Below are 21282 nucleotides of genomic sequence, written 5' to 3' on the forward strand. Positions count from 1 at the left end.
CTCCTGTTCTCTCTCCGAAGCGGGTCGGGACGCGCGCGGACGAGGACGTGGTGGGGGAGTCCCGGGCCACGGGGCCCGGTGATGGGGTTCGCCGGACCGGGGGTCAGCGCAGGGGCATGATCAGGGCGTGGTGGCGGCGCCAGCCCGGGTGGGGCTCGACGTCGCCGACGTGGGTCCAGCCGTTGCGCAGGGTCAGGTCCAGGGCGTGGGCGTTGGTCTCGGCGACGAGCCCGGCGACGCGCTCCTCGGTCCGGCCCCGGATGAGGAAGGGGAAGGCGCGTTCGACGACGCCGCTGCGGCGGAAGGCCGTGGGGACGAGGGCCTCGCACATGGCGAAGGTGCGTCCCGGGCGCTCCGCGGTCATCTCGTCGGCGTCCACCCCGGGCAGCGGGGTGAATCCGTTCCACCAGCCGGTGGACGCGGGCAGCGTGTACCCGTAGGCGAATCCGGCCAGGACGCCGTCGGCGTGGCAGGAGGTGAGCCGGAAGCCCTCGCGACCGGCGCTGAAGGCCAGGCGTTCGGCGAAGGTCGGGTCGTTGTGGTCGGGCAGGTGCAGGGCGTGGGCGTAGACCTCTTCGTAGGCCTTCACCCAGGGGGTGGGGTCGGCGAGCACGTCGGCGCCGGTGTGGTCGTCGATCCGCCAGGTGACGGAGGTCGTCTGGGTCGCGATGGCGGGGGACACGGACACGGTGGGTGCTCCTCGGTCGGGACGCGCGGGGCGGTGACGGAACGCGGTCGCGCACGACACGACCGCATTAATTAGGGCAGGCTAACCTAAAGCTGTCAAGGGGTGTGCGTACGGCCCCGCCACGAGCGGGGCGACGCTCAGGGCGACCGGGTGTCGACGGTGGTGCGCGCCGCCGCCGGATGCCCCAGGAACGCGGGCATGGCGAACTCGAACCCGTAGGCGCCGGCGTTGGGGAAGACCAGCACGTCCCCGGCGCGCACCGATGCCACGCGCACGTCCCGGGCCAGCACGTCCTCGGGTGTGCACAGCTCACCGGACACCGTGACCGACGCCCCGAGCGCCTCCGGACGCGGCAGGAGGTCCGGCCACGACTCCTCCTCCAGTACCGCGAAGGTGTGGCGGATCTCCCACGAGGTGGGCAGTTGGAAGTGGTTGATCCCGCCTCGCACCACCGCGAAGGTCCCGCCGTGGGCCGACTTCACGTCCGTCACCCGGGTGGCGTACCACCCGGCCGGGGCCGTGATCCAGCGACCCGGTTCGAACACGAGCTCCACGCCCGGGTCGGGCACGTCCGCGAGCGCGGCACCGAACCCCTCCAGGTCGAAGGCCTCGTCGCCCTCTTCGAACGGCACGCCCAGACCGCCGCCCACGTCCACCGTGCGCAGGTCCACCCCGTGCCGGTCGGCCGTGCTCCGCGCCCACCCCAGGCACCACAGCACGTAGGCCGCGTGCGCCCGGGCGTCGGTGTTGCCGCTGACCGCGTGCACGTGGAACCCCGTCAGGTCCAGACCGGGCAGGGACGACACCGTCGCCACCACATCGGGGACCTCGTCCTCGGGCACTCCGAACGGGCCTGGGGCGCCGCCCATCACGAGCGAGCCGCTCACCGGGACCCGGGCGGGATTGACCCGGATCGTCACCGGCAGCACCGTGTCCGCGGCGACCGCCGCCGCCGAGGCCCGGTGCGCCTCCAGGGCGCTCTCCAGGTTGACCACCACGTCGGCACCGTGCTCGCCGCGCAATCGGGCCAGCCCGGCCAGCAGCTCGGGCGTCTTGCCCGGACCGCTCACCGCGATCCGTACGCCCGGACCGCCGCGCCGTTCGCGCAACGCCGCCAGGGAGGCGCGGGCCTCCCGCAGCGAGGCCGCCTCGAAACCGTCCACCGACTCGGCCAGGTGCGCCAGCATCGGCTCGAACCCGTTGGCCTTGACCGCGAAGTACACCCGGGCCCATGACGGCAGCACCTTGCGCAGCGTACGGACGCGATCGGCGGCCAGCAACGGGTCGTAGACGTACCCGGCGCCGGGGTCGGCGGCCAGACGCAGTGCCGCCTCCCGTACGGGAGCGGGGATCCGGTCGATGCCCAGGGCGGGGGCGTGCTCGAAGGAACGGGGTGGTTCCACGGGGGTCTCCCGGTAGGTCGTGATCATGCGGTCGCGCGGCGGGAGGGGCCGCCGCGCGACCGTACGAGCGAGAGCGGAGCGGTGAGGAGGGACTCCGTCAGCGCTGCGGGTCGACGTCGAAGATCTCGGCGACGTCGTCCAGCACCGCGTGCGCGGCGATCAGACCCACGCCGGAGATCCAGTACTCGTCGTTCACCTCGGTGATCCCGCCTTCGAGCTCGCTCCACAGGGGAGCGGACATGTACTCCTCCTTGCTCTCCTGGACGCCGTCGGCACCGCCGTCGTCGTAGGTGGCGACGAAGATGTACTCGGCGTCCAGGTCGAGCAGGCGCTCCTGGCTGTGGTAGGTGACGATGTCCTCGGCCTCGGTCTCCACGCCCGGACCCGGCTCCAGGCCGAGGTCCTCCAGGATCACGCCGATGTAGGACTTCGGGGTGTACAGGCGCACACCTTCGGCGTCACCGGCGAACCGGGCCACCGACACGGTCGGCGCCTCGCCGCCGTTGGCCTCGACGATCGCCTCGCCCAGGGCGGCGGCGCGCTCCTCGAACTCGGTGACGAGGCGTCCGGCCTCCTCCTCGGCGTCCAGGGCCGCACCGGTCAGGACCAGGTTCTCCTTCCAGGTGGCACCCGTGGTCTCCGACATCACGGTGGGGGCCACCTCGGAGAACTGCTCGTACCCGTCACCGTGGCGGACCTGGGCCGACAGGATCAGGTCGGGGTCGGTGGAGGCGACCAGCTCCGGGTCCAGGTCCCACAACAGACCCACCGGGACGGCCTCGTCGGAGGTGCCGACGTTCCAGTCGCTGTTCACCAGGTACTCGGGCAGCGAGGTGACGTCCTCGGCGAAGGTGGTGAAGCCCACCACGTTGCCGCCCAGGGCCAGCGTGGAGTCCACGTAGGCGGCGTCCAGGGGCAGGACCCGCTCGGGGGCCGCCGGGATCTCGGTCGACCCGAGGAAGTGCTCCACGGTGCGGGGGTAACCGTCGGTCGGCTCGTTGGTCGCCTCGGGGTTCCCACCGGGGCCGGAGGCCCCGCAGGCGGTGAGCATCGCGACGGTGACGGCCGCCGCGATGGAGGGCGGGGTCAGGCGACGCATCCGAGGGGGAAGGGTCATTCAAGGGCTCCATCAGGTCGGGGAACGGCCCCACGGTCGGGGTGAGCGGGGTACGCGGACTGCGGGGCGGTGTGTCGTTCCAGGCCAGAACGTGGCAAACTTAGATCATCCAGATGCGGCTAGGCAAACCTAACTAAGGATTGCCTGGCCTTCGTCATGATAGGAGTCCGGGTGCACGACACCTCCGGGCCGCCCCCCGTTACCGCGACGGCGGCCCCCATCGCGACCGCCGGTGCGACGGTCGCCGCCCGTCGCACCCGACGCCTGGCCGGGCTGCTGCTCCTCGTCCTGCTGCTGGGCGCGGCCGCACTCGCCAGCGTCCTGATCGGCGCCCGCGGCCTCACCCCCGACATCGTGTGGCGGGCGCTCACCGACACCGCCGGCGCCGAAGCCGACATCATCGTCCACGACATCCGCCTGCCCCGCACCGCCTTGGGCGTCCTCGCCGGGATCTCCCTGGGCATGGCCGGGGCCCTCATGCAGGGCCACACCCGCAACCCCCTGGGCGACCCCAGCATCCTCGGCGTCACCTTCGGCGCCGCCTTGGCCGTGGTCGTGGGCATCGCGTTCTTCGACCTCACCGCCGTGCACGTGCAGACCTGGCTGGCCTTCGCCGGGGCGGGCGTCGCCGTCGTCGTGGTCTACCTCATCGGATCGGTCCCCGGACGCGGGCCGACCCCCCTCACCCTGGCCCTGGCCGGGACCGCCGTGAGCTGGCTGGCCTACTCCCTGACCTCGGGGTTGGTCCTGCTGGACCGCTCCACCATGGACGACTTCCGCTTCTGGCGGGTGGGCTCCCTCATCGGCCGCGACCCCGAGATCCTCGGCCCGATGCTGCCCGTCGTCATCGTGGGCGTCGTGCTCGGCCTGGCCAACGCCGGGGCCCTCAACGCGCTCGCCCTGGGAGAGGACACCGCCCGCGCCCTCGGGCACCGGGTCGGTCGGGCCCGAGTGGTGGGTCTGACCGCGATCACCCTGCTCACCGGCGTCACCGTCGCCGCCTGCGGCCCCATCGCGTTCGTCGGCCTCATCGTCCCCCACCTGGCCCGCGGTCTGGTGGGCGCCGATCACCGGTGGCTGCTGCCCTACTCCGCCCTCATGGGCGCGGTCCTGCTGCTGGCCGCCGACGTGCTGGGCCGGTTCCTGGCCCCGCCCGGCGAACTCCAGGTCGGCGTCGTGCTCGCCCTGGTCGGGGCGCCCTTCTTCATCCACATCGTCCGTCGCCGGAGACTGCTCTCGCTATGACACCCCTCGCCCCCGAACGCGGAGCGCGTCAGGAACAGGTGCGCGACCGATTGCGCCGCAGCCACCGCAGCCTGACCCTGGGCCCGGTGGTCCTCCGCCTGCGACCGCGCCTGATCGCCGTGTCCCTGATCACCTCGGCGGTCCTGGCCGCCCTGGTCGCCCTCAACCTGTCCCTGGGACAGACGGCCCTGAGCCCCGCCCAGGTGTGGGCGCACATCATCGGCACCGACTACGAGCACCACTTCACCGTGTGGCGGGTGCGGATGCCGCGCGTGGTGGTGGGCCTGCTCGCCGGTGCCGCCCTGGCCGCCGCCGGCGCCATCACCCAGACCATCATGCGCAACCCCCTGGCCAGCCCCGACCTGCTCGGCGTCACCCACGGCGCCAGCGCGGGCGTGGTCGCCCTCCTGGCCTTCGGCGGCAGCTACGGCATCCTCACCGGCGGCCCCTCGGCCTCGCTGGGAGTGCCCGCCGTCGCCCTGATCGGCGGGCTCGCCGCGGGCGCGTTGTGCTACACCCTGTCCCTTCGCAACGGGATCGACGGCTACCGGCTGCTGCTGGTGGGCGTGGGCGTCTCCACCATCCTCATGAACCTCACCCTGTGGATGCTCACCCTGGGAGAGGTCACCGACACCGGCCGGGCCATGGTCTGGGTCGCCGGCAGCCTGACCATGCGCACCTGGGAGAACGCCGCGCCCGTCGCCCTGGCCCTGGCGATCCTGCTGCCGCTCGCGCTGGCCTCCTCGCGCACCCTGGACGCCCTGGCCCACGACGACGACGTGGTGCGCGGACTGGGCGTGGACCTGGGGCGCGCCCGCACCGCCATGCTGTTCCTGGCCGTGCTGTTGGCCGCCTTCGGGACCTCCGCCGCCGGCCCGATCCTCTTCGTCTCCCTGGCCTGCCCGCAGATCGCCCTGCGCCTGGCCGGCGCCTCCCGGCCGCCCGTGCTGCTGTCGGCCCTGGTCGGCGCCGCCCTGGTCTGCGCCGCCGACCTGCTGGCCCGCACCATGCTCGACAACATCCAGCTCCCGGTGGGCGTCGTCACCGGCTGCCTGGGCGCCCTGTACCTCATCTACCTGCTCGTCCGCGCCAACCGGAGGACCCAAGCATGACCGCCTCGCAGACCACCGGCATCGACGCCGTCCCCGCCGGCGGCCCGGTCCGCCTGAGCGCGCGCGGCCTGACCCTGGCCTACGACGACCATGTCATCGTCGACGGTCTGGACGCGGACATCACCGAGGGCACCATCACCTGTGTCATCGGCCCCAACGGGTGCGGCAAGTCCACGATGCTGCGCGCCCTGGGCCGGTTGATGCGGCCCAGGGCCGGACTGGTGGAACTGGACGGCCGCGACATCCACCGCACCCCCACCCGCGAGGTCGCCCGGGTGCTGGGCGTCCTGCCCCAGCAACCGGTGGCCCCTGACGGACTGACCGTCGCCGACCTGGTCGCGCGCGGCCGTCACCCGGCCCAACGCTGGTACCGCCAGTGGTCGGGAGACGACCACGAGGCGGTCGCCCGGGCGCTGGAGCAGACCGGGCTGGCCGAACTGGCCGACACCCCGCTGTCGGAGCTGTCCGGCGGGCAACGCCAGCGCGCCTGGATCTCCATGGTCCTGGCCCAGGGCACCGACCTGCTCCTGCTGGACGAGCCCACGACCTTCCTCGACCTGGTCCACCAGGTGGACGTGCTCGACCTGGTGCGCGAGCTGCACCGGGAGGGCGGGCGCACCATCGTCATGGTCCTGCACGACCTCAACCTCGCCGCCCGCTACGCCGACACGATCATCGCCATGCGCGAGGGCCGGGTGCTGGCCTGCGGCGCGCCCGCCGACGTGCTCACCCCCGGACTGCTCCGCGAGGCGTTCGGACTGGAGGCCGTGGTGGTGGACGACCCGGTCACCGGCGGGCCCATGGTCGTCCCGATCGGTCGCAGCAAGGACGACTGAGGAGGAAAGGGGAGGAGCGGAACGGGCCCGCGGACGGGCCCGGGCGTGGGATCTGGACCGGGAACCGGCGGTGGGGGATCATCGTGGACGAGTGTCGACGGTGAGTGTTCCCACGGTGGCGAGAAGTGATGAACTCAGCGATGCGCCGGAGTTGTGAGGGCGTTCACCTGGGTTTCACCCCTGCGAGTGGAACCTCGGCCAAGGTCGAGAGCGTCCGGCGGGACCACCCCGCCTGCCGCGACCCCGCGCGGCCCACCCCAGCCCCGTACCAGGGCGGAGCCGTTCGGGGAAGTCACGATCCCCAAGGAGAAGGTGTGCCCGAATCCGCGCCCCACCGCCGCCCGCTGCCGCTCATCGGCACGGTCGGGGGCGGTCGTTCCCGCAGGACGTGCGAGTTGCGCTGCGGCGATGCCTGTTTCCACCCCGCGCCCAACACCAGCGACAACCCCTACTTCGGTGACGTCTTCGCCAAGGCGCTCTCCCGCCGCTCGATGCTGGGCGCCGCCGTGATCGGCGCCGGCGCCGGCGCCCTGGGCGTGGCCGCGCCGGCGGCCGCGGATCGAGGCCCGAACCGCCCCAAGCCGGCCCCTCGGCCCACCTTCAAGAGCGTCCTGCCCAACAACGACGACAAGGTCACCATCCCCAACGGCTACGACCAGCACGTCATCGTCCGTTGGGGCGACCCCGTGGTGCCCGGCGCCCCCGCCTTCGACGTCGAGAACCAGACCGCCGAGGCCCAGGCCGAGCAGTTCGGCTACAACTGCGACTACGTCGGCTTTCACCAGCTCGACGAGAACCGCGGCCTGCTGTGGGTCAACCACGAGTACACCAACGAGCACATCATGTTCCGGGGCTACCGGGGTGGAGCCTCGGCGACCGCCGAGCAGATCCGCATCGCGATGGCGGCCCACGGCGGTTCCCTCGTCGAGCTCGACCGCGTCGGCCGCACCGGCCAGTGGCGCCTGTCCGGGGGCGAGCGGCGCTTCAACCGGCGGATCACCACCGAGACCCCGCTGACCCTCACCGGGCCGGCGGCCGGTCACGACCTCCTGAAGACGGCGGAGGACCCCACCGGGACCACGGTGCGGGGCATGCTCAACAACTGCGCCGGCGGCTACACCCCGTGGGGCACCTTCCTCAGCGGTGAGGAGAACTTCAACCAGTACTTCGCCAAGGCCCCCGCCAGGCCGGAGTACGCCCGCTACGGCCTGCCCACCGGTTCCTCCGGCCGACGCTGGGAGGGGGTCGACGAGCGCTTCGACCTCTCGCGTCACCCCAACGAGGCCAACCGCTTCGGCTGGATCGTCGAGATCGACCCGCTCGACCCCTCCGCGCCCCCCGCCAAGCGCACCATGCTCGGCCGCTTCAAGCACGAGGGCGCCACCATCCGTCTCGCGAAGGACGGTCGCGCGGTCGCCTACATGGGCGACGACGAGCGCTTCGACTACATCTACAAGTTCGTCAGCGCGAAGAAGTACCGCGAGGGCGACACCCGGCACAACCTCACGTTGCTCGACACCGGAGTCCTCTACGTCGCGCGCCTCACCGGCAACAGCCCGGAGGAGGAGATCGACGGCAGCGGAGCACTGCCCTCCGACGGTGAGTTCGACGGTTACGGCGACTGGATCGCGCTGACCAGCGACACCACGAGCTTCGTCGACGGATTCACCGTCGCCGAGGTGCTGATCCACACCCGGCTGGCCGCCGACACCGTCGGCGCCACCAAGATGGACCGCCCGGAGGACATGGAGGCCAGCCCCGCCACCGGCAAGGTCTACGTGGCCCTCACCAACAACTCCGCCCGTGAGCCGGGCCAGGCCGACGAGCCCAACCCGCGCGGGCCCAACAAGCACGGCCACATCCTGGAGATCATCGAGCACAACGCGGACTCCGCCGCCGAGGCCTTCGCCTGGAACGTCCCCCTGCTGTGCGGTGACCCCGAGGACGAGGACACCTACTACGCGGGCTACGACAAGTCGAAGGTCATGCCGATCTCCGCGCCGGACAACGTCGCCTTCGACAGGGACGGCAACCTGTGGATCTCCACCGACGGCCAGCCCGGCGCCATGGGGTTCAACGACGGCCTGCACGTCATGCCGGTCGAGGGCCGCTTCCGCGGTGAGCTGAAGACCTTCGCCACCGTCCCGGTGAGCGCCGAGGCCTGCGGTCCGCTGATCAGCGAGGACAACAAGACCGTGTTCCTCGCCCCGCAGCACCCCGGCGACAACGGCACCTTCGAGGCGCCCACCAGCGTGTGGCCCGACGGCGACTTCCCGCGCCCGTCGGTGGTCTGCATCTGGCACAAGGGCGGTCGCGACGTCGGTCAGTGATCGACGTCCCCGATCACCGGCCCCGGGACTCCATCGTGGGGGAGCCCCGGGGCCGGTTCACGCGCGGGGACCTACAGGACCTTGCCGAAGCACAGCGACGAGGGCGCGTCGGCGTAGGCGCCGAAGGGCTCCACCGGCTCGTACCCGGCCTTGGTGTAGAAGCGCACCGCGTCGGGCTGGCGGTCGCCGGTCTCCAGGCGCAACCGTTTCCACCCCCGTTCGAGGGCCCACTCCTCCAAGGCGAGCAGCAGGTGGGCGGCGGCCCCCGAGCCGCGGTGCTCGGGGAGCACGTACATCCGCTTGACCTCTCCGTCCTCGCCGAGGTCGCGCAGGCCTCCACAGGCCACGGCGGTTCCGTCGGCGGCCCGGGCCAGGGCGAACACGGCGATGTCGGACGCCGTCGGTGGAGTGCCCGGTTCGGAGTCGGGGGTGCCGTACCGTTCGGCGATCTCGGCCCGTTGGCGGGCCCGCAGGGCGGCCCCGTCGGGGTCCTCCCAGCTCACGAAGTCGATGTGCATGGCGGAACGGTAGCGACACCGTGTTACGGGCCCATGTCCCGCACCGCTCACCGATCGATGAGGGCTTCGCGCACCGCCCGGAACTTGGACTCGGTCTCGGCGATCTCCGACTCCGGCTCGGAACCGGAGACGATCCCGCCGCCGGCGAACAGGCGGATCGTGGAACCGTCCACGTACGCGCTGCGCAGGGCGATGCCCCACTCGGAGTTGCCCGCGCCGTCCACCCAGCCGACCGGACCGGCGTAGCCGCCGCGATCCATGCCCTCCGACGCGTCGATCAGCCGCATCGCCGTGGCGGTGGGGGTGCCGCCGACGGCGGCCGTCGGGTGCAGGGCGGCCACAGCGTCCAGGGCGGACACCCCCGGACGCAGCCGTGCGTGCGCGCGGGTGGCCAGGTGCTGGACGTTGGCCAACTGGAGCAGGTGCGGCCAGGCGGGGACGACCAGTTCCTCGGCGAGCGGTGCCAGGGCGTCGCGCAGGGAGTCCACCGCCAGTCCGTGCTCCTCCACGTCCTTGGCCGAGGACATCAGCTCCTCCGACAGGCGCCGGTCCTCCTCCGTGGTGGCGCCGCGCGGCCGGGTCCCGGCCAGCACCAGCGAGGTCAGGTCCGTGCCCTCGCGGCGCAGCAACAGCTCGGGGGTGGCGCCGACCATCCCCGCCACCGAGAAGGTGAGGCACCCCGGGTAGCGCTCGTTCAACCGCCCCAGGAGGGTGCGCACGTCGATGGGGGAGTCGGCCTCGGCGATCAGGTCGCGGGCCAGGACCGCCTTGTCGAGTTCCCCGTCGCGGATGCGGGCGATGGTGGCGGCGACGACCCGGCCCCACTCGGCGGAGGTCCGGGCGCCCGTGCGCCAGGAGAGCGGGCCGATCGGGCGCGGGGCGGGGGTGGGGTACAGGAGTTCGTCGGGATGCGCGCCGGGTTCTTCGGTGATCGTGGTCAGCCAGGCCCGGTCGCCGCGGCGGCCCAGCACGACGCGGGGGACCAGAATCGTCGAGCCCGCGGAGGTGGGCGAGAACGTGAACGTGCCGAAGGAGAGCATGCCGGTGCCGGGCAGGCGGACCTCGTCCTCCACCTCGGTCCGTTCCAGCAGTCCGTTGAGCCACCGGGCCGCCTCGGTGAACCGCGTGGTGTCGGTGGGCGCGGTCCCCTCGGGCTCGGCGGCCGGGGTCCACTGGGCGGCCCGTCCCCAGCCCACGAGTCCGTCATCGCCGTTCAGCCAGGCCAGTGGTGTGCCGGCGGGAAGTCGGCGCACCAGGGAACCGGCGTGTCCGCGTAGCGGAACGGTCCGGACGAAGAGCTTGGAGGGGCACACAACGGCGTTCACGACTCTCGATTCTAGGCCGCTTCGTGCCCCGAAGCGTCCCGTTTCGGGTGAATGGACGCGGGCCGTCAAGGACCCCCGCGAGCGAAGGGGTTGCCTCCTCTGCGGTTTCCGCACCCGGACCAGGTACATCGGTGGTCGTTCGGGGTGCTTCGTTGACCTGCGGAGATGTTCCCCGTCTCGAAGATGTGCGAGGTTATCCACAGATTGGCCTGATCGTGTCCGAAAGTTGACATTGTCCTCTACCCTGGTCCACGGCGCGCCGTCACGGGGAAGGCGGCGCGCGACCGGCCACAGAGGAGACGTCGTCGTGATGGGTTCAGTGACACGGACCGTGACCGCGCCGCGCGCCGCGCGATGGGCGACCGCCGCCGTCGCGTCCACCGTCCTGCTCACCGGATGCACCGCCGCCGGGGGCTCGGGGGGCGCGCCGACGAGCGGGGCCTCGGGCAGCGGGAACGCCGACGCCGGACGGGCGGTGTCCGCACCGTGCGCGACCGACTCCGACCGGCGGATGCGCGGGGCCTGGCTCACCACGGTCCGCAACATCGACTGGCCCTCGAAGCCCGGCCTGTCCGCCGACGAGCAGCGGGCCGAACTCGACGCCTACCTCGACGACGCCGTCGCCATGGGCCTCAACTCCGTCTTCCTGCACGTGCGTCCCACCGCCGACGCCGTCTACGCCTCCGACAAGGAGCCGTGGGCCCGCTACCTCACCGGCGAACAGGGCGGCGACCCCGGTTACGACCCGCTGGAGTACGCCGTCGCCGAGGCGCACGCGCGCGGCCTGGAGATGCACGCCTGGTTCAACCCCTACCGGGTGGGCTTCCAGGACCCCGACGTGGAGAACCTGGCGGACGGGCACCCCGTCGAGCGCAACCCCGAGTGGCTGGTGGACTACGGCCCCGAGGCCTACGTCGACCCCGGCAACCCCGAGGTGCGGGCGTGGGTCACCGACGTCATCATGGACGTCGTGGAGCGCTACGACATCGACGGCGTCCACTTCGACGACTTCTTCTACCCCTATCCCAAGGACGGCGAGGAGTTCGACGACGACGCCTCCTGGGAGGCCCACGGCGGCGACTTCGACGACCGGGGTGACTGGCGGCGCGACAACGTCGACCAACTGATGCGCGACGTGCACGGCCGTATCCAGGAGACCAAGCCCTGGGTGAGCTTCGGTGTCTCCCCGTTCGGTATCTGGCGCAACCAGAGCACCGACCCCACCGGGTCGTCCAGCTCCGGCCTCCAGTCCTACGACGCCCAGTACGCCGACACCCGCACCTGGATCCGAGAGGGGACCATCGACTACGTCGCGCCGCAGCTGTACTGGGAGCGCGGCTTCGGCACCGCCGACTACGAGGTCCTGGCCGACTGGTGGGCGAACGAGGTCGCCGACACCGACGTGGACCTGTACATCGGTCAGGCCGCCTACCGCCTGGGCGAGGACGGCTGGGGCGGCGACGACGCGCTCAGCACCCAGCTCGACTACTCCGGTGCGCTGGAGGAGGTCGACGGCGACGTCTACTTCTCCATCAAGAGCCTGCGTCAGCACGGGAAGGTGGTGGACCACCTGCTCGGCGGCCACTACGCGGATCCGGCGCTGCCACCGCGCACCGACTCCGGTGAGGAGGAGGCGCGGGTGGGCGCGGTGACCGGTGTCGCGGCCCAGACCGAGGGGGATCGGGTCGAGGTCACCTGGGACGCCACCGAGGGCGCCCGCTTCTACGCGGTGTACCGGCTGCCGGACGAGACGGCCGAGGCCGGGGACGAGGCGGTGTGCGAGGCGCTCACACCGGACAACCTGGTGGGTCTCACCGGCACCACCGGGCTCACCGACACCGCCGACGAGGACGTCGCGGGGTACGCGGTCACCGCTCTGGACGACTACCGGGCCCAAGGGCCGGTCGGCGAGATCGCCGACCCGCGCGGCTGACCCGCGTCCGGGCCAAGGGCCCCGATCCAATCGGACCAGGGCTCTCACGCGCCCCCGGGATGACCGCGCGCACCGGCCCGGACATCCCCGGCCGGGCGGAGAACGGCGGCGTGGCGCCGGACGCCCCCGGTTCCGGGCGCACCGGCCGTCAGGAGGGCCGGAGCCGTTCCTCGGGCCCGGGTTGGAGGATCATCTCACCCATGCCCGCCCATGGCCGGAAAAAAGTTATGATCCGCCAGTCTCATGGGTCTAACACCCTCGCAACTGCGAGATGTAGATTTCTCCCATGCCGACCTTTCAGATCAGCGAGGCCGCCGAGCTCCTGGGTGTCAGCGCCGACACCGTGCGCCGCTGGGTCGACTCCGGGCGCCTGCACGCCACCCGTGACGCCTCCGGACGCCGCCTCCTCGACGGGGCCGACCTGGCCGACTTCATGCGATCCGGATCCCACGAGGATCCCGACCGTCGCCGCTCCTCCGCGCGCAACCGGTTCCGCGGACTGGTCACCGGCATCGTCCGTGACACGGTCATGGCCCAGGTGGAGATCCAGGCCGGACCGCACCGGATCGTCTCCCTCATGAGCCGGGAGGCCGCCGACGAGCTGGGCCTGGAGGTCGGCGCCACCGCCACGGCCGTCGTGAAGTCGACCTCCGTGATCATCGAGACCACCGGGGAACACCATGCGTGACGCCCCCCGGCGGCTCGGTGCCGCCCTGACGGCCATCACCCTGGCCCTCACCGCCTGCGGGTCGGAGGACATCGGCCCCGACACGGACGCGGGGGGCGCCGAGGGGGACCTCACGGGGAGGCTCACCGTGTTCGCCGCCGCCTCCCTCACCGACGTCTTCGAGGAACTCGCCGAGGAGTTCGAGGCGCGCGAACCCGGCGCGGAGGTCGTCCTCAACTTCGCCGGCAGCACCGAACTCGCCACCCAGATCAACTCCGGCGCCCCCGCCGACGTGTTCGCCGCCGCCGACACCTCCACCATGGACCAGGTCGTCGAAGGCGAGGGCCTGGCCGGGGAATGGGTCGCCGAACACGGGGAGGGCGGCGCGATCTTCGCGACCAACACCATGGAGATCGCCGTTCCGCCGGGCAACCCCGCCGGCATCGAGGACCTCGACGACCTGGCCGCCGACGGCGTCTCCGTCGCCTTCTGCGCCGAGGAGGCCCCCTGTGGCGCGGCCACCCTCACCGTGCTGGAGGCCGCGGGACTCGACGTCGCCCCCGTCACCTACGAGGAGAACGTGCGCGCGGTCCTGACCAAGGTCGAACTGGGCGAGGTCGACGCCGGACTCGTCTACGTCACCGACGTCGACGCCGCCGGGACGGCCGTCACCGGCATCTCCTTCCCCGAGGCCGACGAGGTCGTCAACGACTACCCCATCGCCGTGCCGGCCGGAGCGCCGAGCCCCGCGCTCGCCGCCGCCTGGATCGACCTCGTCCTGTCCGAGACCGGCGCCTCCGTGCTCACCGAGGCGGGGTTCGGTACCCCGTGAACCGCTCCGGCCCCCGGTCCGGCCCCGCGACGCACGGCGTCATGCGGGTCGGATCGGGCCGCCCTCCCTGGCCCCTGGTCCTGCCCGCCCTGGTCGGCGTCGCCTTCCTCGTCCTGCCCCTGGTCGGCCTGGTCGTCCGCGCGCCCTGGCCGGACATGGGCCGTCGGATCACCGACCCCGAGGTGCTGGCGGCCCTGTGGCTGTCGCTGTCCACCGCGACCGTCTCCACCGTCCTGTGTCTGGTCTTCGGGGTGCCGCTGGCCTGGCTGCTGGCCCGCACCGCATTCCCCGGGCGCCGGTTCGTCCGCGCCCTGGTCACCGTCCCGCTGGTCATCCCGCCCGTGGTGGGCGGCGTCGCCCTGCTGCTCGTCCTGGGCCGCAACGGTCTGGTCGGCCGGTACCTGGACGCCTGGTTCGGGGTCACCATCCCCTTCACGTCCCTGGCCGTCGTGCTGGCCCAGGTGTTCGTCGCCATGCCGTTCCTGGTGATCAGCGTCGAAGGAGCCCTGCGCGGTGCCGACCGTCGCTACGAGGAGGCCGCCGCCACCCTCGGAGCCGGCAGGGTGACCGTGTTCGCCCGGGTCACCCTGCCCATGGTGCTCCCGGGCGTCGGCGCCGGCGCGATCCTGTGTTGGGCCCGTGCCCTGGGCGAGTTCGGCGCCACCATCACCTTCGCCGGGAACTTCCCCGGTACCACGCAGACCATGCCGTTGGCCGTCTACATGGCCCTGCAACGCGACCCCGAGGCCGCGATCGTGCTCAGCCTCGTCCTGCTCCTGGTCTCCCTGGCCGTGCTGGCCACCCTCCGCGAGAAATGGGTGAACGCCTGATGCCGGTGCTCTCCGCCGACCTGTGCCTGAGCCGAGGCGACTTCACGCTGGACGTCGCCCTGTCCGTGGCGCCGGGGGAGGTGCTGGCCCTGCTCGGGCCCAACGGCGCCGGCAAGTCCTCGGCCCTGCGCGCCCTGGCCGGGCTGATCCCGCTCACCGGCGGACACGTGCGCCTCGACGGCGACGATCACACCCGCACGCCCGTGGAACGACGCCCCATCGGCATGGTCTTCCAGGACTATCTGCTGTTCCAGCACATGAGCGCCCTGGACAACGTCGCCTTCGGGCCCCGCTGCCAAGGGTCGTCGAAGGCCGTCGCCCGGGCCCGGGCCGCCGCCCTGCTCGATCACATGGACCTGTCCGGATACGCCCGTTCCCGTCCCCGGGACCTGTCCGGCGGGCAGGCCCAGCGGGTGGCGTTGGCCCGCGCCCTGGCGGTGCGTCCCCGGCTGCTGCTGCTCGACGAGCCCATGGCCGCCCTGGACGTCGGCACCCGCGACCATGTGCGCGGCCGGCTGCGCCACCTCCTGGAGGAGTTCGACGGAGCGACCGTGCTGGTCACCCACGATCCGTTGGACGCCATGGTCCTCGCCGACCGCATCGCCGTCATCGAGAACGGCCGGGTGGTCCAGCAGGGGCCGCCCGCCGAGGTGGCCCGCCGGCCCCGCACCCCTTACGTGGCCCGGCTGGTGGGCCTCAACCTCTTCCACGGCCGTGCCGAGGGCACCGCGGTGACCCTGTCCGGGGGAGCCCGGGTGGAGGTGCGCGAGGCCTACGACGGGCCCGCGCTGGTGGCGTTCCCGCCCCGGGCGGTGGCCCTGTACCCGGAACGGCCGCGCGGCGGCCCGCGCAACGTGTGGCCGCTGGAGGTGGACGGGGTGGAGCGGTTCGGCGACCAGGTCCGGGTGCGCCTGACCGGCCCGCTCGACCTGGCCGCCGACATCGGTCCCGCAGCCCTGGCCGAACTCGGCCTCGCGCGCGGCGACACCGTATGGGCGGGGGTCAAGGCCGCCGAGGTCGAGTGCTATCCCGGATGACCATCCCTTGAGACGGTCCTTCCACGGAGTGGACCATTCCGGTGCGGTGACCTGCAAGGGGGGAGAACGGGCGGGGAAAACCTCCGGAACATTGGATATCCGGACCCCCCTCGGGGGAAACTGTAAGACACCCGGTGGCGACGGTAGTCCATCCCCCGGCCGCTGAAGGAGGGGTGCCATGTCCTTGAGAGAGAACGAGCGGAGAATCCTCCAGGAGATCGAGCGGCGGCTCAGCGAAGAGGAACCGGAGCTGGCCGGGCGCCTGGAGTCCTTCGGGGACCCCGACGCCCCCATCGACCCCGGGCTGAGCGGCTGGAAGCCCTGGGTGGCGTGCGGCCTGATCGCCGCGGTCACCGCCGGACTCCTGGTCCTGTTGTTCGTCCTCACGCCCGGTGCGCCACAGCCCGAACCGAGCGCCCCCGCGCAGACCACGCAACCGGTCGAGAACGAACCCGCCCGGTAGGCGGCGCTCCTCGGACCCTCGCGCCTGCCCGCCGGAGCCGGGGCCGTGCGGCCGAGCACGGGACCCGGCGGCGGGCGGCCCGGAAGCCCGCCTTGGGCCGCTCCGCTCCGATGGCCCGGCTCGGCGGCCGGTCGTCGGCCCCGGTCCGGACGAACGGCGAGGAGACGCCCGTCCGCCCGTCCGCGACACCCTCGGGGTCGGCCGCACCCGTCACGCCGACGCGGCACAGGGCCATGGCGATCCCCACGACCACGGTTCCGCGTACCGACTCCGCATGCCCCCTCTGCTCCCCATCGAGGGGACGTGCGGATCACGGCGTTCCCGCACACCCGAGGGGCGGCCGACCGAACGTCGTCCGCCCGACTCACTCGGCCGCACTGGTGACCCTGTTCACCCAGGCGCCTTCGGCCGTGGCCGTGTAGGTCACGTATTCGTAGGTCACCTTGCCGTCGTCTCCCGCGTGAGCGCGGACCACGGTCAGCGTCGCCCCCTTGGGGCCCGCGGAGCCGTAGCGGTTCTCGAAGTCCGCCCCGGCCATCGCCACGGAGGGCGCGCCCAGCGCAAGGCCGAGCGTGACGATCACCAAGGACAGCGTGCGTCGTACTGAGGTCATTGTTCCCATCTCTTCTTTCGATTCGTCCCGGATGACGCCCGCCGGGAACGCGACTAGTGAGCGGCGCTCGTGGAGCTGTTGGAGGCGGCGCCCTTCGGGCCCGCGAAGGTCGAGCTGTACTCGAAGTACGAGCCGCCCTTGCCGTGGCCGTGCTTGCCGTGGCCGTCCTTGGCGATCGCGGTCACGCTGTGGCTGGCGGCGCCGTAGGGTCCGGCAACGGTCGCCTTGCCCGAGAAGTAGCTGTCCGCCATGGCGACGGCCGGCGCACCGAAGGCCAGGGCGGGGGCGATGACGGCGGCGAAGGCGATCCGGGTGACGGTCTTGCGGTTCATGCTGTGTCCTTTCGAGCCGGATCGACGATCTGTCGATCCGAGCGGCGCCGGCCCCCTCCGTCGACCTTGGCGGGGACTCTTCGTTCGGCGCCACCTCTGAAGGTGCCCCATGAACAGTATTGATAGCTCTCAGTAGTGGGATGACTTCATAAAGTAACGAATGGATTTCTTTGCCAGGTCTTCCCCTCGGGCGCATGACGAACACCCTGAACGGGGAAGCCGCCCCCAGACCCGTCCGTCAGGCGAACGGTCGTGCGTCCTTCGGATGATCCGGGTCCTACGCGGTCGCTGTGAAAAGCGTCGGTCCGCGGCCCAGTGGAACGCCGACGGCGCGCGTCGGCGGTGCCGGCGCGCGCCGTCGGTCGGCGAGAGGGGACGGGGTCAGAGGGCGTTGGTGAACTTCGCGGCGATCGGTCCGGCGACGGACGAACCGCCACCGCCGCCCTCCACCACGACGGCGAACGCGATGTCGCCCTTGTAGCCGATCATCCAGGCGTGGCTGGGCAGTTCCTCGTCCTCGCCCTCGGCCGTGCCGAATTCGGCGGTGCCCGTCTTGCCGTGGACCTCACCCTGGAACGGCAGGTCCTTGGCGGTGCCCTCGGTGATGACCGCGCGCATCATCGTGCGCAGGGCGTCGGCGTTGCCGATCTGCCGGGGCTCGGGCAGGTCCTCCGCCGCCGGTTCGGTCACCAGCACCGGATGCCGCCAGGAACCGTCGGCGACCGCCGCCGGAATGGTGGCCATGTGCAGCGGGGAGGTCAGGATCTGGCCCTGTCCGATGCTCTGGGCGCCCAGCATCACGGCGCCGTCGCTGGGCGGGTAGACCGGCTCGAACGTCGGCACGCCGATGTTCAGCGGAGCGTTCATCCCGAACAGGTCGGCGCTGTTCACCATGGCGTCCGAGTTCATGTTGTCGACGGCCGCCCTGACGAGGGCGGTGTTGCAGGACGTGGCGAACGCCTGCGTCATCGTCTGGGACCCGTACTCGGCGCCGCCGGCGTTCGTGAACTCCCAGCCGCCGGGGTCGTACTCCTTGGGGCACTCCATGGGACTGTCCATGGTCATGCCGTTGTCGAGCAGGGCGTTGTAGCTGACGACCTTGAACGTCGAACCGGGCGGGTACTGGCCCTCGAAGGCGCGGTTGAAACCGCCTGGCACGTTCACCGCGGCCAGGATCTCACCGGTGGAGGGCCGGATCGCCACCATGCCCGCGGGGTCCGCGGAATCGATGATGGCGCTCGCCGCCGCGCTCTGGACGGACATGTCGATGCCGGTGGTGATGTTCTCACCGGGGGCGCCGTCCAGGGTGGCGACGGTGTTGTCCTCGGTCACCTCCAGGGCTTCGACGTCGGACCCGGTGTCCATCATGACGATGGTGGTGGCCGCCTGGCCCGCCAACCGCTCCTCGTAGGTCCGCTGGAGGCCGCTGGCGCCGACGGTGTCGCCGACCCGGTAGGCCGGGCCCAGACGTTCGACGTCCTCCTCGGTGGCCTCGCCCATCTCCCCGACGAGCATCTGGAGGGAACCGGAGATCTCCTGGCTGTCCAGCCGGGTGCCGTCGGCGGCCAGGATCTGGCCTCGCTCGCCCCACACGGCGGTGCGGCCCAGAGTCCGGCCCTCGGTGAGCCCGGGGAAGGCCACCTCGGGGGAGAAGTCCACCCACCACCGACCGTCCTGACGGACCAGGGGGAGTTCGCCCTCCCAGCCCCAGTCGCCGGCGTTGGACAGGGAGACGGAGACCTCGTAGGGGGCGGTCCCGGTGTCACCGTCGGTGACGGGATCGCCGACGGTGGCGTCGACGGCCTCCACACCGATCCCCGAGGCGAGGCCGCCGAACACCTCGGCCGCGTCGCCACCGGTGGTGACGGCGGCCAGCCGCTCGTAGTCCTGGGCCTCCCAGGCGGCCTCGTACTCGGCGGTGGCCTCCTGCGGTCTGGGCAGGGTGAGCACGTACCAGGACACACCGCCGCCGATCAGCGCCAGGACCACCACGGCGGAGAGGACACCGATGAGCAGCCCGCGCCGCGACTTGCGCCGGGGCGGTTCCTGCGGCCCCTGCGGTGCGCCGTCGCCGTCGTAGAGGTACTCGAAGCCACCGGCCCGGGGCTCCGGGGCATCGCCGTGGGGCGCCTCGTCCCAGTCGTCCCAGTCGTCGCCCTGACCGTCCCCTCGGGGCCGACCGCGATCGTCACCGGAGTCCCAGGCCTCGGCCTCCGGTCCGGGCGCGTTGTAGGCGCCACCGGCACTCCAGGCGGCCTCTTCGTCGCTTCGGGGGTCGCCGGAACGCTCGTCGTCGGGCCGGGGCGTGTTGTACGCGTCACCGGCGTTCCAGGTGGCGGTCTCCGGCGGGCCACCGTAGGCCTCGCCCCACGGGGCCGGTCCGTCCTCGGGACGCCGGGCACCCGTGGCCGTCGGTTCGGAGTCGCCGTACCGTCCGGTCCAGTCGTCCTGTCCGGATTCCCACGCGTCGTCGGCGTTCCGCCCCGAGGCGGCGTGCTGTTCGCCCCAGGGGTCCCGCCCGTGGTCGGCGCCTCGGTCGGCCGTGTCCTGTCGATGGCCACCGAGGGTGTCGTTCCAGGTGTCCCGGGGATCATCGATCTCGTGCCCGGCGGCGCCGTGGGCACCGGGCCGCTCTCGCCAGGCGTCGTCGCCCTGGGAGGCGGGGGTGTCCTGAGACCGCCCCCAGGTGTCGTGTCCGTCGCCGGTGTCCCAGGAAGCGCCGCTCGGCTGCGGTCCGCCGTGGATGTCGGGTCGGGTGGTCCGGGGGTCCTCGGGGGCGCGGTGCGAGCCGGTTCCGGTTCCGAGGTCGTCGGTCGTCCACGTCGGGGTGTCGGGGCGTGCGTCGCCCCGCGGGTCGCTCCAGGTGTCGTGTCCGTCGCCGGTGTCCCACGTGGTGCCGCTCGGCTGCGGTCCGCCGTGCGAACCGGTCCAGGTCTCCCGTGGATCGCCGATCCCGTGCGCGGTGGAGGGGGCTCCGGCTCCGGGGTGGGACGGGGCCTGGGACCCGAGGTCCCCGGCCTCCCGGGCGGTGGTGTCTTCTCGGGGTCCACTGTGGGCACCGCCCCGGCCCGCGCCGAAGTCGTCGGGGAGGCCGCGCTGTTCGCCCCAGGTGTCGGTGCCGTCAGGGAGGGTGGTGTCCTCGGACCGCCCCCAGGTGTCGCCTGCGTCGCCGATGCCCCGGTCGGTGCCGCTCGGCTGCGGTCCGCCGTGGATGTCGGGTCGGGTGGTCCGGGGGTCCTCGGGGGCGCGGTGCGAGCCGGTTCCGAGGTCGTCGGTCGTCCACGTCGGGGTGTCGGGATGTGCGTCGCCCCGCGGGTCGCTCCAGGTGTCGCCTGCGTCGCCGGTGTCCCACGTGGTGCCGCTCGGCTGCGGTCCGCCGTGCGAACCGGTCCAGGCGGCGTGGGATCCGGTTCCGGGTCGGGAGCCGAGTTCGTCGGTCGCCCATGCGGAGGGGTCGGCCTGCGGCGCCCCGTCGGCATCGCCGCGGTTCTCCCTGAGGCGGCCCCAGGAGTCGCGTCCGTCACCGGAGTCCCTGGCGGACGTTTCCGGCGCGTCGGTGCCGTCCTGTCGGGCACGCTTGGGGCGATCCCAGACGGACGTGCTCTCCCGAGGGTCCGCCTCGGCGGTCTCCTCGGGAGAACCTTCCGGGGTCTCCCAGTCCTTCCAGGTGTCCGCGGGAGGGGTCTCGTCGGGCTGGGGGATGTTCCACTCGCCGGTGGGCCCCTGCGCGGCCGGGTAAGGGGCGTCCCAGGACTCGGGACGGTCGGAGGGGGCGGCGGGGGTCTCCCGAGGGACAGGGGAGACCGGGTTCGTTCCTTCCGAAGCCGCGGGTCGCTGAGGAATGCGGTAGGGGTTCTCCGGGCGCACCCCTCGGGCCGGGGTGTCACCCGACTCCTCGGGCGGTCCGGAGGAATCCGGCTGCCGGGGGGACCGTTCGTCCACGCCTGACCGTCCTTCGTCGTTCTTCTCGGGGAGAATACCAAGATGCCCCGCTCCCACCT

18 protein-coding genes are annotated in these 21282 nt (G+C 72.3%); 10 read left to right on the plus strand and 8 right to left on the minus strand.

Annotated elements, in window-relative coordinates; genetic code table 11:
* Positions 1-103 precede the first annotated feature (103 nt).
* The 3 genes from RM479_RS12810 to RM479_RS12820 all read right to left on the minus strand — a co-directional run bounded on the left by RM479_RS12810 (position 104) and on the right by RM479_RS12820 (position 3208).
* Complete coding sequence (locus RM479_RS12810; RefSeq protein WP_311511949.1) at positions 104-688, minus strand: GNAT family N-acetyltransferase; 585 nt, start codon at positions 686-688, stop codon at positions 104-106.
* A 137-nt stretch (positions 689-825) separates the two neighbouring features.
* Complete coding sequence (locus RM479_RS12815) at positions 826-2118, minus strand: alanine racemase (protein WP_311511950.1); 1293 nt, start codon at positions 2116-2118, stop codon at positions 826-828.
* Positions 2119-2188: 70 nt separating this feature from the next.
* Entirely contained in the window at positions 2189-3208 is a 1020-nt protein-coding gene (locus RM479_RS12820) for an iron-siderophore ABC transporter substrate-binding protein (RefSeq protein ID WP_311511951.1), read from the minus strand.
* 171 nt (positions 3209-3379) lie between these two features.
* Here RM479_RS12820 and RM479_RS12825 point away from each other — a divergent pair, with 171 nt between their 5' ends.
* The 4 genes from RM479_RS12825 (at position 3380) to RM479_RS12840 (ending at position 8731) form a co-directional block, all read left to right on the plus strand.
* The gene (locus RM479_RS12825; protein WP_311511952.1) at positions 3380-4453 is read left to right on the plus strand and encodes a FecCD family ABC transporter permease; all 1074 of its coding nucleotides are present in this window, start codon (positions 3380-3382) and stop codon (positions 4451-4453) included.
* Positions 4450-5565, plus strand: coding sequence for a FecCD family ABC transporter permease (locus tag RM479_RS12830; protein WP_311511953.1), 1116 nt, complete (start codon positions 4450-4452; stop codon positions 5563-5565). Before RM479_RS12825 ends, RM479_RS12830 begins: the two co-directional genes overlap by 4 nt.
* Positions 5562-6401 carry an ABC transporter ATP-binding protein gene (locus RM479_RS12835; RefSeq protein ID WP_311511954.1) on the plus strand — a complete coding sequence of 280 codons (840 nt, stop codon included), beginning with the start codon at positions 5562-5564 and terminating at the stop codon, positions 6399-6401. The genes RM479_RS12830 and RM479_RS12835 overlap by 4 nt, the downstream gene beginning before the upstream one ends.
* A 314-nt stretch (positions 6402-6715) precedes the next feature.
* Entirely contained in the window at positions 6716-8731 is a 2016-nt protein-coding gene (locus RM479_RS12840; protein ID WP_311511955.1) for a PhoX family protein, read from the plus strand.
* A 71-nt stretch (positions 8732-8802) separates the two neighbouring features.
* On the opposite strand, the gene RM479_RS12845 is transcribed toward RM479_RS12840, so the two are convergent.
* Together RM479_RS12845 and RM479_RS12850 are read right to left on the minus strand one after the other, a co-directional pair.
* On the minus strand, positions 8803-9249 hold the full coding sequence (locus RM479_RS12845; protein ID WP_311511956.1) for a GNAT family N-acetyltransferase: 447 nt from the start codon (positions 9247-9249) through the stop codon (positions 8803-8805).
* A gap of 47 nt (positions 9250-9296) precedes the next feature.
* Positions 9297-10574 carry an isochorismate synthase gene (locus tag RM479_RS12850; RefSeq protein ID WP_311511957.1) on the minus strand — a complete coding sequence of 426 codons (1278 nt, stop codon included), beginning with the start codon at positions 10572-10574 and terminating at the stop codon, positions 9297-9299.
* 310 nt (positions 10575-10884) lie between these two features.
* Between RM479_RS12850 and RM479_RS12855 the strand changes: the two genes are divergently transcribed.
* The 6 genes from RM479_RS12855 to RM479_RS12880 all read left to right on the plus strand — a co-directional run bounded on the left by RM479_RS12855 (position 10885) and on the right by RM479_RS12880 (position 16336).
* Positions 10885-12507 (plus strand): glycoside hydrolase family 10 protein, encoded by a 1623-nt coding sequence (locus RM479_RS12855; RefSeq protein WP_311511958.1) that lies wholly within the window; start codon positions 10885-10887, stop codon positions 12505-12507.
* Between the two features lie 286 nt (positions 12508-12793).
* Complete coding sequence (locus RM479_RS12860; protein ID WP_311511959.1) at positions 12794-13195, plus strand: TOBE domain-containing protein; 402 nt, start codon at positions 12794-12796, stop codon at positions 13193-13195.
* Complete coding sequence (gene modA, locus RM479_RS12865) at positions 13188-14006, plus strand: molybdate ABC transporter substrate-binding protein (protein ID WP_311511960.1); 819 nt, start codon at positions 13188-13190, stop codon at positions 14004-14006. The genes RM479_RS12860 and modA overlap by 8 nt, the downstream gene beginning before the upstream one ends.
* A gap of 41 nt (positions 14007-14047) precedes the next feature.
* Positions 14048-14836, plus strand: coding sequence for an ABC transporter permease (locus RM479_RS12870; protein ID WP_311511961.1), 789 nt, complete (start codon positions 14048-14050; stop codon positions 14834-14836).
* Complete coding sequence (locus RM479_RS12875) at positions 14821-15873, plus strand: ABC transporter ATP-binding protein (protein ID WP_311511962.1); 1053 nt, start codon at positions 14821-14823, stop codon at positions 15871-15873. Before RM479_RS12870 ends, RM479_RS12875 begins: the two co-directional genes overlap by 16 nt.
* 178 nt (positions 15874-16051) lie before the next feature.
* Positions 16052-16336 (plus strand): DUF3040 domain-containing protein, encoded by a 285-nt coding sequence (locus tag RM479_RS12880; protein WP_274812774.1) that lies wholly within the window; start codon positions 16052-16054, stop codon positions 16334-16336.
* A 364-nt stretch (positions 16337-16700) separates the two neighbouring features.
* Here RM479_RS12880 and RM479_RS12885 read toward each other — a convergent pair whose 3' ends face one another.
* The 3 genes from RM479_RS12885 to RM479_RS12895 form a co-directional block, all read right to left on the minus strand.
* Positions 16701-16949, minus strand: coding sequence for a hypothetical protein (locus tag RM479_RS12885; protein WP_311511963.1), 249 nt, complete (start codon positions 16947-16949; stop codon positions 16701-16703).
* 53 nt (positions 16950-17002) lie between these two features.
* The gene (locus RM479_RS12890) at positions 17003-17281 is read right to left on the minus strand and encodes a hypothetical protein (protein WP_311511964.1); all 279 of its coding nucleotides are present in this window, start codon (positions 17279-17281) and stop codon (positions 17003-17005) included.
* A 381-nt stretch (positions 17282-17662) separates the two neighbouring features.
* Positions 17663-21223: a penicillin-binding transpeptidase domain-containing protein gene (locus tag RM479_RS12895; RefSeq protein ID WP_311511965.1), complete on the minus strand. Its 3561-nt coding sequence runs from the start codon at positions 21221-21223 to the stop codon at positions 17663-17665.
* Between the last annotated feature and the right edge of the window lie 59 nt (positions 21224-21282).

This window comes from Nocardiopsis lambiniae (genome assembly GCF_031845465.1).
GTDB lineage: Bacteria > Actinomycetota > Actinomycetes > Streptosporangiales > Streptosporangiaceae > Nocardiopsis > Nocardiopsis lambiniae.

Coding starts and splice junctions, on each gene's coding strand:
- RM479_RS12845 (WP_311511956.1), bottom strand. CDS start 9,249: ATGCACATCGACTTCGTGAGCTGGGAGGACCCCGACGGGGCCGCCCTG.
- modA (WP_311511960.1), top strand. CDS start 13,188: ATGCGTGACGCCCCCCGGCGGCTCGGTGCCGCCCTGACGGCCATCACC.
- RM479_RS12855 (WP_311511958.1), top strand. CDS start 10,885: ATGGGTTCAGTGACACGGACCGTGACCGCGCCGCGCGCCGCGCGATGG.
- RM479_RS12835 (WP_311511954.1), top strand. CDS start 5,562: ATGACCGCCTCGCAGACCACCGGCATCGACGCCGTCCCCGCCGGCGGC.
- RM479_RS12885 (WP_311511963.1), bottom strand. CDS start 16,949: ATGACCTCAGTACGACGCACGCTGTCCTTGGTGATCGTCACGCTCGGC.
- RM479_RS12875 (WP_311511962.1), top strand. CDS start 14,821: ATGGGTGAACGCCTGATGCCGGTGCTCTCCGCCGACCTGTGCCTGAGC.
- RM479_RS12860 (WP_311511959.1), top strand. CDS start 12,794: ATGCCGACCTTTCAGATCAGCGAGGCCGCCGAGCTCCTGGGTGTCAGC.
- RM479_RS12820 (WP_311511951.1), bottom strand. CDS start 3,208: ATGACCCTTCCCCCTCGGATGCGTCGCCTGACCCCGCCCTCCATCGCG.
- RM479_RS12890 (WP_311511964.1), bottom strand. CDS start 17,281: ATGAACCGCAAGACCGTCACCCGGATCGCCTTCGCCGCCGTCATCGCC.
- RM479_RS12830 (WP_311511953.1), top strand. CDS start 4,450: ATGACACCCCTCGCCCCCGAACGCGGAGCGCGTCAGGAACAGGTGCGC.
- RM479_RS12815 (WP_311511950.1), bottom strand. CDS start 2,118: ATGATCACGACCTACCGGGAGACCCCCGTGGAACCACCCCGTTCCTTC.
- RM479_RS12870 (WP_311511961.1), top strand. CDS start 14,048: ATGCGGGTCGGATCGGGCCGCCCTCCCTGGCCCCTGGTCCTGCCCGCC.
- RM479_RS12880 (WP_274812774.1), top strand. CDS start 16,052: ATGTCCTTGAGAGAGAACGAGCGGAGAATCCTCCAGGAGATCGAGCGG.